The organism is Xanthomonas translucens pv. undulosa (assembly GCF_017301775.1).
Taxonomy (GTDB): domain Bacteria; phylum Pseudomonadota; class Gammaproteobacteria; order Xanthomonadales; family Xanthomonadaceae; genus Xanthomonas_A; species Xanthomonas_A translucens.
On record NZ_CP063993.1, the window covers coordinates 3,297,569 to 3,310,611 of the forward strand.

Sequence of the window (13,043 nt, forward strand, 5' to 3'; positions counted from 1 at the left end):
TTACGTTTTGTTTACAAAGTGAACCACGCCGTCGCGGTGGAGGGGGTCGCAGCGGCCGACCCACATCCTTTCTGGAGAGAGAGACGGATGAATTGCCTGCACCGCCATCCTTTGGTTTTCGCGGTTTCCTTGTGCTTGCTGGCCGGTTCGCCCGCGCTGGCCATCGCCCAGCAGGCCGCGCCCGCTGCCCCCGAGTCCGCCACCACCCTGGACAGCGTGCAGGTCACCGGCACGCGCATCCGCAAGGCCGAGCTGGAGGGCCAGGTGCCGGTGCAGACGCTGAGCCGCGCCGACATCGAACGCACCGGCCTGACCTCGATCGGCGACGTGCTGCAGGAACTCACCGCTTCAGGCTCGGCGTTGAACACCAAGTTCAACTCCTCCGGCAATTTCGGTTTCCCACCCGACGGCAGTGGCGTCGGCGCCGGCTCGGCGCAGGTGGACCTGCGCCATCTCGGTGCCAAACGCGTGCTGGTGCTGGTCGACGGCATGCGCTGGGTCAACGAGTCCTCGGCGTCCGGCGTGGGCGCGGCTACCGACCTCAACACCATTCCGCTGGCCATCGTCGAGCGCATCGAGGTGCTGGAGGACGGCGCCTCGTCGCTGTACGGCTCCGACGCGATCGCCGGCGTGGTCAACATCATCACCCGGCGCAAGTTCGACGGCGGCCAGGTCACGCTGAACTACGGCCAGTTCGACAAGGGCGACGGCGCCAGCAAGGGCGTGGACCTGGCCTGGGGCCATAGCACCGAACGCACCAGCCTGTTCCTCGGCGCCAGTTACACCAAGCAGGATCCGATCTATGCGCGCGATCGCAAACAATCGCTGTATCCGGTGCCTGGCACCGGGCTCAGCTTCGGCAGCTCGGCCACGCCGGACGGCCGCTTCATCTTCGTCGATCCGGTCACCGGCGCCGAGCAGGACCTGACGCCGAACAGCGGTGCTGGCGCCCCGACCTACGACGGCACCGCCGGCTGCACGCGCCGCGACGGCTACCACTGCTTCGGCAGCAGCGACCGCTACAACTTTGCCGCCTCCAACCTGTTGCTGACACCGTCCGAGCGCAAGGGCGTGTTCGGCCAGTTCCGCTACTTCTTCAACGACGACGTGCAGTGGTACCTGAAGCTGCTCGGCAACCGCCGCGAGTCGACCAACCAGGCCGGGCCAGAGCCGATCTTCCTCGGCCCCGATGCCGGCACCGGCAATCCGCTGGCCGACAACATCGTCATTTCCGCGGCCAATCCGTACAACCCGTTCGGCTTCGACCTGGATTCGTCCAGCAACCTGGTCATGATCGGGCGGCGGCCGGTGGAAGGCGGTGCGCGCGTGTTCGAGCAGCGCGTGGACACCCAGTACGTGGGCACCGGCTTCATCGGCAGTTTCGAGAGCGCCGACCGCACCTGGTTCTGGGACGTCAACGGCGCCTACAGCAAGAACAAGGCCGAGCAGACCAACTACGGCAGCTACAACATCTACAACATCAACCTGGCGCTGGGCGATCCTGCCGCCTGCGCGGCAGTGGCCGGCTGCGTGCCGCTGGACATCTTCGGCGGCGCCGGCAGCATCACCCCGGAGATGCTGCGCTGGATCCAGCCGGTGGTGCGCGACCGCAGCCAGAACGAGCTGACCCAGTTCACCGCCAACCTCAGCAGCGACCTGTTCACCCTGCCGGCCGGCGCGGTGTCCTTCGCCACCGGCGTGGAGTACCGCAAGTACGAGGGCTTCTACCAGCCCGATCCGCTGACCGTGATCGGCCACTACAACGGTGTGCCGTCGTTGCCGACCGAGGGGAGTTACAACGTCAAGGAGGCCTATCTCGAACTGAGCGTGCCGATCTTCGCCGACTCGCCGCTGGGCGACAAACTCGACCTGAGCCTGGCGGGGCGTTATTCGGATTACTCCACCTTCGGCGGCGAGTTCACCCCGAAGTACGGCCTGCGCTGGCAGGTGTCGCCGGACTTCGTGCTGCGCACCAGCTATGCCGAAGGCTTCCGCGCGCCGACCATCGGCGAGCTGTACGGCTCGGCGGCGCGCGCCGACCTGACCCTGTCCGATCCATGCTCGGTCGGCCTGGGCGGCACCGCGCCGCGCGGCAGCGCCGGCAACTGCGCCGCGCTCGGCGTGCCGGCCGGCTACCAGCAGGCCAACTCGCAGATCTCGGTGACCACCGGCGGCAACCGTGCGCTGGAGCCGGAGAAGGCGCGCAGCTTCAGCGCCGGCTTCGTGTGGAGTCCGTGGTTCGCCAGCAACGTGCCGTGGTCGGACCGCTTCGACGTCGAAGTGACCTTCTACCGCCACGACATCGACGGCGCGATCCAGGCGATCAACGCGCAGACCCAGCTCGACCTGTGCGCGGACACGCTGGACGCGACCTATTGCGACGGCATCACCCGCGCTTCCACCGGCGGCATCAACGGCTTCAACAACCGCCTGACCAACCTCGGTTCGATCAAGACCGATGGCTGGGACGTGGACCTGTTCTGGACCTCGCCGCAGACCGCGGCCGGGCGCTTCAAGATCGGCTTGAAGAACACCTTCGTCACCCGCTACGTCGCCACCGGCGCCGCCGGCCAGGTGCAGCCGCAGCAACCGGGCGTGGAAGTGGTGGACAGTTCGATCCCGGAGTGGACCGGCAACCTGACCCTGGACTGGTCGTTGCACCGCTGGAACGCCTCGTGGACGGTGCGGCACATTTCCGAACTGACCGAGCAGTGCGGCGACGCTGTGGCGTTTCCGGTGTGCAGCAATCAGGCCGCCGGCAGCAACACGCTGGATGCGATCACCTACCACGACGTGCAACTTGGCTATCGCTTCGACTGGATGAAAGGCCTGACCGTCAGCGGCGGCGTCAACAACGTGTTCGACAAGGATCCGCCGATCTGCCTGTCGTGCTCGCTCAACGGCTACGACGCGTCCACCTACGACATCCCCGGCGGCCGTTATCTGTACGTGCGTGCGGACCTGAAGTTCTAGCCGCCTTCGATCCGGAAGCGGTCACTTGTGGGAGCGACTCCGGGTGGCCTCGGGCCATCAATCGCGACGGGCGTTACCGAGAGATCCCGTCGCGACCGATTCTGTAGGAGCGGCTTCAGCCGCGACAGATACTCTCCGACAAGGCCATGTCGCGGCTGAAGCCGCTCCTTGTATCTGGACATAGGGCCCCTACGGCGTTATGTCTTCCGACTGATCATCGGAGGAGGTGCCGGAAGTCCAGTCGCTCCTGAAGCTTCGAGCTTGTGCTGTAGATCGGCTCCCGCCCTCCGTTTGCTGGCCCACGATGTCCGTACGGTATCCAGAGTCCGCCGCTGGCGTGAACTCGCATCCATAAGGCAGGACCGGGCGCAGCGATGATCGTGTTCACCCCACGATGGAGGAATCGCTCATGTCCCCAGTCGTCGGCATCGACGTCGCCAAACGCAGTTTCGACCTGGCTATCGACCTGGCCAACAGCAAGTACCGCACCAAGGCCAAGCTCCCCAACGATCCGAAGGGCTTTCAGATCCTGCAGACGTGGCTGCAAACCCATGCGCAGGCGGACAGCTGGATCGTGATGGAAGCCACCGGCACCTACCACGGGGCCCTGGCCGAGTTCGTGTATGGGTTGGGATACCGCGTGTGCGTGCTCAATCCGGCGCAGATGGCGCTGTATGCACGCAGCCAGCTAACCCGGGTCAAGACCGACCGCAGCGATGCCAAGCTGATCGCCAGCTACGGCCAGCGCCATGCGGCCCAGCTGCGGCCCTGGCAGCCCGATCCGCCGGCGCTCAAGCGGCTCAAGGCGCTGGTGCGGCGCCGGGACGACCTGTTGCAGATGCTGCAGATGGAGCGCAACCGCTTAGACGTCGCAGCACTGGTGGTGCGCGACTCGCTCCTGGAGAACATCGGCCAGTTGCAGGCGCGCATCGCGCAGATCGAACGGGCCATCGACGACCAGATCGATCAGGACCCCACCTTGCGTGGGCAGCGCGAACTGCTGGTGAGCATCGACGGGATCGCCGGCACCAGCGCGGCGTTGATGCTGGCGGAACTGGGCAATGTGGAGCGCTTCGCCCATGCCTCGGCAGTGACCGCCTTTGCCGGGCTCAACCCCCGGCTGCAGGAGTCCGGCAAGCGTCAGGGCCAGGTCTGCATCTCCCGCACCGGCTCCCCGCGCCTGCGCGCCGGCCTGTTCCTGCCGGCCTTGGTCGCCATGACCCACAACCCAGTCGTCCGTGCGCTGAAGCAGCGCATGCGCGAGCGTGGCAAGGCCAACAAGCAGATCATCTGCGCCGCCATGCGCAAGCTGCTGCACATCGCCTACGGCGTGCTCAAATCACGCACGCCCTTCGATCCTCAAAAGACCCTTGTCTGTTAGGGGGGAAGACGGTATCTACAGGGAACGCAGCAGCGCAGCGAATGGATGCCGCACAGGAAACGCAGCCGCTGGCTAACGCAGCAGCGCCTGCGGCACTTCGATCTCGGTCGCCACAGCCAGGTGGTCGGAGAACGCGGCGGACACTGCGCGCTGTTCGTTGCAGCGCAGGCCGTCGCTGACCAGGATGTGGTCGATCGCGCGCTGCGGGCGCCAGCTGGGGAAGGTCGGCACCACGCAGCCCGGCGGTTGCAGCCGGGTGCGCTTGTACAGGGCCTGCATTTCGGGCCGGTCGGCGACGCAGTTGAAGTCGCCCATCAGCACCGCGTTGGGATGGTCGGACAACAGTTCGGCGATGAACGCGAGTTGCGAGGTGCGCGAGTTGGCGCCCAGCGACAGATGCGCCACCGCGATCGCCAGTCCTTCCGCACCGTCGCCGAACTTGGCCAGCAGCACGCCGCGCCCGCCGAGCCGGCCGGGCAGGGGATGGTCCTGCACCTCGACCGGCTCCAGCCGGCTGAGCAGGCCATTGGCGCTGGAGGCCACGCCGCCCATGCGCCGGTTCGGCTGGTGGCTCCAGTAGTTGAAGCCGGCGCGCTCGGCCAGGTAGTGGGTCTGGTTGGTGAAGCCCGAGCGCAGGCTGCCCGGATCGCTTTCCTGCAGGCCGACGATGTCGTGCGCGCGGGCCAGCTGCGCGATCGCATCCAGGCTGCTGCGCTTGCTCCCCGCCGGCAGCGCATGCGACCAGCTGCGGGTCACGTAGTCGCTGTAGCGGCGCGTGCTGGAGCCGGCCTGGATATTGGCGGTGAGCACGCGCAGCGTGCGGGTGGCGGGGGCAGTCACGGCGGCGCGGCCTGGTGGGGGCGGGAGCTTACTTGGCCAGCGCCGCGCGTTCGCGTGCGATCAGGTGATCGGCGATGCCCAGGATGTCGTCGTAGTTCTTGCCCTTGACCAGGTACTTGCCGTTGACGATCAGCGACGGCGTGCCGGTGACGCCGCTGCGCACGGCGAACTGCTTGGCGCGGTTGGTCTTGCTGCTGACCGCGAAGCTGCCCATGGTGTCGGCGAACTGCTTGGGATCCACGCCGTACTTGGCGTAGAAGCCGGCGATGTCCTGCACCGAGTCGCGGCCGCGTTCGCCCTTCAGCGTCTCGTCGACGTGGATCGCCTTGTACAGGGCTTCGTGGGTCTTTTCCTGCACGCCCATCGCCTCGGCGGCGTAGAACGCGCGGGCGTAGTCGTCCCAGGTGCCGCCGAACATCGCCGGCACATAGACGAAGTGCACGTCCGAGGGCAGGCCGGCTTTCCACGGGCCGATCTGCGGCTGGAAGCGCGCGCAGGCCGGGCACACGTAGCCGAACACTTCGGCCACTTCGATCTTGCCATTGGTCGGCTGGAACGGCTGGCCGCCGGGGATGTCAATGTAGTCGGTGCCGGCGACCGGTTCGGCGCCGCTCGGGGGCCGCGCCGCGGCCGGTGCGGTCGGGGTGTCGGCGGCAGGCGGTGTCGTGGTGTCGTTCGCCGTGGAGGTGTTCCCGGCAGCCGCAGCCGGGGCGGTGTCGCTGGCGCCGGTGGCGGGCGCCGCCGTGGCGGCGGCAGGCGCGGCGGCCGCCGGGGCGACGGTATCGGTGGTGCCGTCCTGGGCCTTGCATGCGACCAGGATCGGCAACAGGGCCATCAGGGTCAGGGCGAAGCGGATCTTCATCGGCGGCATCTCCAGCAGAATGGGGGGCGAACGCCAAGCGCGCCGGAAGCGCGGCTGGCAACCCCATCATGATGCCATGGCGTGGATGAAGCGCCGTGTGGCGGGTGCGGCCGGGATTACTTGCCAGCGCGCTCGCGCGCGACCAGCGCATCGGCGATGCGCAGCATGTCCGGGAAATTCTTGCCCTTGACCAGGTACTTGCCATTGACCACCAGCGCCGGGGTGCCGGGGATCTCGCTGCGCGCGGCAAAGTCGCGCGCAGCCTTGACCTGCGCAGTCACCTGCGGGCTCTCGTAGGCGGCGACGAAGTCCTGCGGCTTGACGCCGTACGCGGCGTAGAACGCAGCCAGTTCCTCCGGCGCCACATTCTGCACCGGCACGCTGTGCTTGTCGTGGATCGCCTCGAACAGGTCGTGGTGGCTGCGGGTCTGCACGCCCAACTTCTGCGCGGCATAGAAGGCGCTGGCGAAGCTGTCCCAGAAACCGCCGAACGCGGCCGGCACCAGGGTTACCCGCACGTCCTTGCCCTGCTTGCGCGTCCACTCTTCCAGGATCGGCTCGAAGTGCGCGCAGTGCGGGCAGGTGTAGCCGAACAGCTCCACCACCTCGATCTTGCCGGCCAGCGGCGCGAACGGCTGCGGCTTGGCGATCAGCGTGTAGTCCTCGCCTTCGACCAGGGCGGCGGTCTTGGGCTGCGCGTAGGCGCTCAGCGGCAACAGGGTGAGCAGGCACAGCAGCAGGCGGGACAGACGGTTCATGCGATCTCCATGGCGAAAAAAGCACGCCGGTCGTGACGACCGGCGCGAGGGGGAAGTGGTGCGGCGCCGCGGCGGCGGCGCGCGCTCAGGATTGTTGCGCAGGCGCCGCCGGTTGCGGCGCGGCCGGTACCGGCGCGGCCTGCGCCGCGGCCGCATCGTCGGCGCGATCGTGCAGGCCCTGCAGGTAGCTGCCCAGCGCCTTCATCTCCTGCTCGGTCAAGGGCTTGGCCACCTGCGCCATGATCTTGAACGGGGTCGGATCGCGTTCCTGGGTGGTGCCGGACTGGTATTCCTGCAGGCGCCTCGCCACGTAGTCGGCGTGCTGGCCGCCCAGATGCGGATACGCCGGACCGGGGTTGCCGGCGCCGGTGGGGCCGTGGCAGGCCATGCACGCCGGAATCCCGCGCGCCGGATCGCCGCCGCGGTACAGCTGCTGCCCGACCTCGTAGAACTTCATGCCGGCATACGGGCCTTCGCTGACCACCGCGTCGTCGGCGATGCCGGCGCCGGCCTTCTGCGTGGCGAAATAGGCGCCGATATCGCGCATGTCCTGCGCGCTCAGCGGCTGCACGAACGGCAGCATCGCCGCGACCGCGCCGGAGGTACGCTCGCCGTGCGCGATCAAGGCCATCTGCCGCGCGCTGTAGCGCTCGCTCTGGCCGGCGATGCGCGGATACATCGCCAGCGCCGGGTTGCCGTCGGCGCCGTGGCAGGCGGCGCAGGCGGCGGCCTTGGTCTGGCCGGCCTTGGGATCGCCCCAGGCGACCTTGCCGACGTCGCCTTCCAGCGGTGCGGTGCGTACCGGCGCGTTGTCGGGAATGGGAACCACCGAGGTCTGCGCGAACGCGACCGCGGCGGCGATAGAAACGGCTAGGCCGGCAAAGGCAAGAACGCGAGCGTGGCGCATTAGCTGAAGCTCCGTGTGACCCAACCCGCGGCTGCCAGGCCGGCGACCGCACTCGCGCGATTATCCGCGCGTGGCGCCCTGCCGGTCAACGAACCCCGCCCGGGCAGGCGGACGTGCGATCCTAGCGCCATGTCACTGCTCATCGAACGTGCCCAATACCTGCTTTCCGCCCACAACCCCCGGCAGCTGCCGGAGGACGGGGGCTGGGAGGTGGCCTTCGCCGGCCGCTCCAACGCCGGCAAATCCAGCGCGCTGAACGCGCTCACCCGGCAGAACGCGCTGGCCCGCGTGTCCAAGACCCCCGGCCGCACCCAGCAGCTGGTGTTCTTCCAGATCCAGCCCGAGCGCTATCTGGTGGACTTGCCCGGCTACGGCTATGCCAAGGTGCCGCTGGAGCTGCAGGCGCACTGGCAGTCGTTCATCGACAGGTATTTCCGCACCCGCGAGGCCCTGCGCGGCCTGGTGGTGGTGATGGACATCCGCCACCCGCTGAAGGACTACGACCGGCAGATGCTCGGCTACGCCGTGCAGCGCGGCCTGCCGGCGCATGCGCTGTTGACCAAGGCCGACAAGCTCGGCCGCGGCCAGCAGGCGCAGGCGCTGCAGCAGGTGCGCAAGGACCTGTCCAGTTCCTTCGGCGACACGGTCAGCGTGCAGCTGTTTTCCGGCGAGACCCGCCAGGGCGTGGACGAGGCGCGTGCCATCGTCGGCGGCTGGCTGGGCCTGCACACGGAGCCGCCCGCCGCGCAGTGAGTGCGGCGGCGCCGGACTTCCGGTGTCTTCTGCGCAGGCGCTGTTGGCGATCGATCGCAAGCGGCGGGCGCGGCCGCCCCAAACACTTCGAGACGCTTTCGCGCCGGACCCTCACCCCAACCGCTCTCCCCGGTGAGAGCGGGGCTCAGGCGCGCCGCGGCTGTTCTTCAGCGATGGTCGAGCAGGCGCGCGATCGCGTCGCCGTCCGGATTGGACAACTGCGCGCGCGGCAGCGGCACCGTACCGTCGAACAGCGCGGTGACGCGCAGCCTGCCGATCGCCTGGCGGTACACGCCGGGGACGTGCTGGGTGGGCGCGGCCGGCGGCAGCGGCAGGGTGATCGCGGCGGCCAGCGCCAGCAAGGCCAGCGGACGCGAGACGGAAACAGGCATCGAGAGATTCCAGCGGAAGCGGCCTTCGCCGCGGTACCTGCATGCTGCGCGTGCGGCGCTGCGCGATTCGCTCATTCGGCTGCGCGCGGCGCTCAGTCCTGATTGCCGATGCGCGCCGGATCCAGGCTGTAGCGCTGCTGGAAGCGCTGGCTGAAGCTGCGCGTGGAACGGTAGCCGGCGCGCGCGGCCAGCGTCTTCAGCGGCCAGCGCGTGGTGTAGAGCAGTTCCATCGCATGCGCCAGGCGTGCGTCGGTGATCAGTTCGCGCAACGACGTGCGTTCGCCGGCCAGATGCCGGCGCAAGGTCGCACCGCTCAGGCCGAGGCTGTCTTCGAGATCGTGCGATCGCCATGCGCGCTGCGGCTGCGCTGCGATCAACTCACGCACCTGCGCGGCGATGCTGGGTGCCGGCGGCAGCAGGCCGCCATGGCCGCGGCGACAGAACGCGACCACCAGCGCCGCCAGCGCCAGCTTGGCTTCGGTGTAGTGGCCGTCCTGCAGCGCCTGCCGCCACTGCAGCAAGGCGCTGCCGAACTCGACCGCGCGCAGCCGTGCCAGTTGCGCGCTGGCCGCGGGCAGCGGTTCGTTCCACAGCGTGCGCGCGGCGCTCAGCGCTCAGCGCTTCTTCGCACAGCGGATCACCGCGGTTAGGTAGATGCCGCTGTGCGGGTCGGGGGTATTGACCACGTCGATGCGGCAGCGCCGGGTGACCAGGAACAGGTCGCCCGCCACGCATTCTAGCGTCTGCGTCGCCGTGCGCACCTGCTTGCGGCCCTGCAGCAAGAACGCCAGCTGCGGCCGCAGAATGTCCACCGAGTGCGCCCCGTGTTCGCGGCGCGCGGCGATGCAGGCGTAGCCTTCGGCGCGTTCGTACTCCACCAGCGTCGTCAGTCGCGCGAGCAGCAGGAATTCGGGGTCGTGGGTGTCGGCCATCGCTGGCGGTGCTACCGCAGTGCGTAGCGGCGCATGCGCGGCGTCGCTGAAATGATGCGGCCCGCGGTCGGCGTATTTCCGATCCGAAGCGGCCGAAGGTGATTGCAGTCGCGATGGGGGGGGGCGCCGCGGTCCGTGTCGCCACCGCTGGCGAGAGGCCGGATGGCACGCTGCAATGCCGGAAAGGAATCGCCTTGGCGCAGGCTGTGCAGCGTCGGATCAGATCTGCACGCCGAACAGACGGCCGACCGCGCCGGTGGCGAGCATCGCCGCCGCACCCCAGAACACCACGCGCCGCGCGCCGCGCACCCCGGACGCGCCGCCTGCGCGGGCCGCCAAGGCGCCGGTCAGCGACAGCCCGAGCAGCGTCGCCGCGCCGGTCACCCACACTTGTTTGCCGGCCGGCGCCAGCAGCGCGGCCAGGATCGGCAGTGCTGCACCGCAGCAGAACGCGGCCGCCGACGCCAGCGCGGCCTGCAGCGGCCGCGCGCGCAGGGTCTCGGTGATGCCCAGTTCGTCGCGCGCATGCGCGCCCAGCGCATCGTGCGCGGTCAGCTGCTCGGCGACCTGGCGCGCCAGCGCCGCGTCCAGCCCGCGCTGGCGGTAGATGCCGGCCAGTTCGTCCAGCTCGCTTTGCGGATCCTCGCGCAGTTCCAGGCGCTCGATCGCCAGGTCGGCGCGTTCGGTATCCACCTGCGACTGCACAGAGACGTATTCGCCGGCGGCCATCGACATCGCGCCGGCGACCAGGCCGGCGATGCCGGTCGCCAGCACGGCGGGCGCCGGCGCACCGCTGCTGGCCACGCCGACCACCAGCCCGGCCACCGACAGAATGCCGTCGTTGGCGCCGAGCACCGCCGCGCGCAGCCAGCCGGCGCGGTCGCCGCGATGCAGTTCGGAATGGGAGGGGCGCATCGGATGCCTGCACGGTGGGGGAACAGGCCTGCAGCCTAGCCCAGCGCTGCGCGGTCGGCGCTGCTGCGTCTCACTCTCGCCGCTGCCAGGCACGCGGATCGTGGAATGCTGCAGCACCGCCGGTAGCGATGTGGGCTTCGCGCCGGTCACGCTATAGTGCGGCCCTTGCGATGCTGGCGGGCCATCCCCACATCGCCCCCTCTTCCGTGCGAGCCTGCCCTTGTCGAGCCCCAGCCACGTTGCCGAGACGCCGATCACCGATCGCACCGAACTGGTCGAGGTGCTGGCCTCCGGAGAAAAGCCCGAAGCGCAGTGGCGCATCGGCACCGAACACGAGAAGTTCGGCTTCCGCCTGGACGACCTGCGCCCGCCGACCTTCGACGGCGAGCGCGGCATCGAGGCCCTGCTGACCGGCCTGACCCGCTTCGGCTGGGAGCCGGTACGCGAAGGCGGACACACCATCGCGCTGCTGCGCGACGGCGCCTCGGTGACGCTGGAACCGGCCGGGCAGCTGGAACTGTCGGGCGCGCCGCTGGAGACCATCCACGATACCTGCGTGGAAGTGGGCAGCCACCTCAACGAGGTCAAGCAGGTCGCCGACGAACTGCGCCTGGGCTTCCTCGGCATGGGCTTCCATCCGAAGTGGCGCCGCGACGAAATGCCGTGGATGCCCAAGGGCCGCTACCAGATCATGAAACACTACATGCCCAAGGTCGGCTCGCTCGGCCTGGACATGATGACCCGCACCTGCACGGTGCAGGTCAACCTGGATTACGCCAGCGAAGCGGACATGATCAAGAAGTTCCGCGTGTCGCTGGCGCTGCAGCCGATCGCCACCGCGCTGTTCGCCGACTCGCCGTTCACCGAGGGCAAGCCCAACGGTTACCTCAGCTACCGCTCGCACATCTGGACCGACACCGATGCCGACCGCACCGGCATGCTCGACTTCGTGTTCGAGGGCGGCTTCGGCTACGAGCGCTATGTCGACTACCTGCTGGACGTGCCGATGTACTTCTCCTACCGCGACGGCACCTACGTCGATGCCAGCGGGCAGAGCTTCCGCGATTTCATGCAGGGCAAATTGCCGGCGCTGCCGGGTGCGCTGCCGACGCTGCGCGACTGGTCCGATCACATGACCACCGCGTTCCCGGAAGTGCGGCTGAAGAAATACCTGGAAATGCGCGGCGCCGACGCCGGCCCGTGGGGCAGGCTGTGCGCGTTGTCGGCGTACTGGGTCGGCCTGCTGTACGACGATGCCGCGCTCGACGCGGCCTGGGACCTGGTCAAGGATTTCAGCCTGGTCGAACGCCACGCGCTGCGCGACGGCGTGCCGAAGCAGGCGCTGAAGCTGCCGTTCCGCAACGGCACCGTGCAGGACCTCGCCGCCGAATCGGTGAAGATCGCCTTGAACGGCCTACGCCGCCGCGCCCGCCTGAACGGCGACGGCCAGGACGAATCGCGCTTCCTGGAACCGCTGGTGGAGATCCTGCACGCCGGCGAGACCGCGGCCGAGCGCAAGCTGGCGCTGTATCACGGTGCGTGGCAGGGCGATGTGGATCCGGTGTTCTCCGAGTTCGCTTACTGACTTGGGCGGATCTGCGCTGATGCGGTTCGGCGGTACGCGCAGCATCACGCTCCTGTTTCAGCGGTAAGAGTTGAAGCCAAAAAAATGGGTGGGTAGAGTGCCCGTCACAGGGGGTAATTGAATTCGTAAAGGGATACTTATGAGCCAGAAGATAAATGGGATGCTCGTCGCCTTGTTGTTTTGCGCGGGACTTTTCCTGAGTCCTTGCGGCAAAGCCAAAGATCCTCCGCTTGATGCCGCTGCCGAACAGATGGCTGCCGAGTTGACGGATGCGCAGGCCGAGCAAAAGGCATTGCGGTTGAGAACCGCGCCGATCCATTCTGCCGCATTGCTCAAGGAATACCTGGCGAAAGAGGATGCGTCCAGCCCGCTCAACCTGCTTTCCCCTGCTGCAAAGAAACGCTTTGTCGAGTCGTTGAGGTTCAATGAGACGGGCGTGACATCGTTCACTTACGGCGATATCGAAGCGGAACTTTCCGCAAGCCAGGCTTACCGTCTGCTGTCGCTATTCGGCCTGGAGAGCACGATTTCGTCCATGCACAAGATGCGTGTTGATGGGGAGGAGGATATAAACGTGAATCGGGCCTACCCGACTCCTGGCAGGGGGCAAGATGACGATCACATCGGTTACAAATGTCTAACCCCGCACACCTGCGTGGAGAGTTTGGATATGATTTGCATGACTGGTTGCTGATGTCCATGTCGCGCCGCTTGCGGTGTCTTGTCGGCGCCGCCATCCTTGCGA

General features: G+C 68.0%; 11 protein-coding genes and 1 pseudogene. 5 read left to right on the forward strand and 7 right to left on the reverse strand.

Features of this window, described 5'->3' with window-relative positions:
• Positions 1-87: 87 nt before the first annotated feature.
• A complete protein-coding gene (locus tag ISN38_RS13955) occupies positions 88-2,973 on the forward strand; it encodes a TonB-dependent receptor (RefSeq protein ID WP_058358838.1) in 2,886 nt (961 codons plus the stop codon).
• Positions 2,974-3,382: 409 nt separating this feature from the next.
• Positions 3,383-4,354, forward strand: coding sequence for an IS110 family RNA-guided transposase (locus ISN38_RS13960; RefSeq protein WP_206711857.1), 972 nt, complete (start codon positions 3,383-3,385; stop codon positions 4,352-4,354).
• Between the two features lie 72 nt (positions 4,355-4,426).
• Here the strand turns inward: ISN38_RS13960 and ISN38_RS13965 are convergent, their stop codons facing one another.
• The 4 genes from ISN38_RS13965 to ISN38_RS13980 all read right to left on the reverse strand — a co-directional run bounded on the left by ISN38_RS13965 (position 4,427) and on the right by ISN38_RS13980 (position 7,721).
• On the reverse strand, positions 4,427-5,194 hold the full coding sequence (locus ISN38_RS13965; RefSeq protein WP_038237806.1) for an endonuclease/exonuclease/phosphatase family protein: 768 nt from the start codon (positions 5,192-5,194) through the stop codon (positions 4,427-4,429).
• Between the two features lie 28 nt (positions 5,195-5,222).
• Positions 5,223-6,056 carry a thiol:disulfide interchange protein DsbA/DsbL gene (locus tag ISN38_RS13970; protein ID WP_058361496.1) on the reverse strand — a complete coding sequence of 278 codons (834 nt, stop codon included), beginning with the start codon at positions 6,054-6,056 and terminating at the stop codon, positions 5,223-5,225.
• Positions 6,057-6,172: 116 nt separating this feature from the next.
• Complete coding sequence (locus ISN38_RS13975) at positions 6,173-6,814, reverse strand: thiol:disulfide interchange protein DsbA/DsbL (RefSeq protein WP_047325270.1); 642 nt, start codon at positions 6,812-6,814, stop codon at positions 6,173-6,175.
• Between the two features lie 85 nt (positions 6,815-6,899).
• Positions 6,900-7,721 carry a c-type cytochrome gene (locus ISN38_RS13980; protein WP_003468893.1) on the reverse strand — a complete coding sequence of 274 codons (822 nt, stop codon included), beginning with the start codon at positions 7,719-7,721 and terminating at the stop codon, positions 6,900-6,902.
• Positions 7,722-7,850: 129 nt separating this feature from the next.
• On the opposite strand from ISN38_RS13980, the gene yihA reads away from it, so the two are divergent.
• Positions 7,851-8,474, forward strand: a complete 624-nt coding sequence (yihA, locus tag ISN38_RS13985) for a ribosome biogenesis GTP-binding protein YihA/YsxC (protein WP_003468895.1) — start codon at positions 7,851-7,853, stop codon at positions 8,472-8,474.
• Positions 8,475-8,641: 167 nt separating this feature from the next.
• Here yihA and ISN38_RS13990 read toward each other — a convergent pair whose 3' ends face one another.
• The 3 genes and pseudogenes from ISN38_RS13990 to ISN38_RS14000 all read right to left on the reverse strand — a co-directional run bounded on the left by ISN38_RS13990 (position 8,642) and on the right by ISN38_RS14000 (position 10,713).
• Positions 8,642-8,866: a hypothetical protein gene (locus ISN38_RS13990; protein WP_241753941.1), complete on the reverse strand. Its 225-nt coding sequence runs from the start codon at positions 8,864-8,866 to the stop codon at positions 8,642-8,644.
• Between the two features lie 92 nt (positions 8,867-8,958).
• Positions 8,959-9,798, reverse strand: a pseudogene (locus ISN38_RS13995) (helix-turn-helix domain-containing protein).
• 219 nt (positions 9,799-10,017) lie between these two features.
• Positions 10,018-10,713 (reverse strand): VIT1/CCC1 transporter family protein, encoded by a 696-nt coding sequence (locus tag ISN38_RS14000; protein ID WP_003468902.1) that lies wholly within the window; start codon positions 10,711-10,713, stop codon positions 10,018-10,020.
• Between the two features lie 220 nt (positions 10,714-10,933).
• Here ISN38_RS14000 and ISN38_RS14005 point away from each other — a divergent pair, with 220 nt between their 5' ends.
• Both ISN38_RS14005 and ISN38_RS14010 read left to right on the forward strand, forming a co-directional pair.
• On the forward strand, positions 10,934-12,298 hold the full coding sequence (locus tag ISN38_RS14005) for a glutamate--cysteine ligase (RefSeq protein ID WP_047325267.1): 1,365 nt from the start codon (positions 10,934-10,936) through the stop codon (positions 12,296-12,298).
• Between the two features lie 139 nt (positions 12,299-12,437).
• Complete coding sequence (locus ISN38_RS14010) at positions 12,438-12,992, forward strand: hypothetical protein (protein WP_004426048.1); 555 nt, start codon at positions 12,438-12,440, stop codon at positions 12,990-12,992.
• Positions 12,993-13,043: the final 51 nt, after the last annotated feature.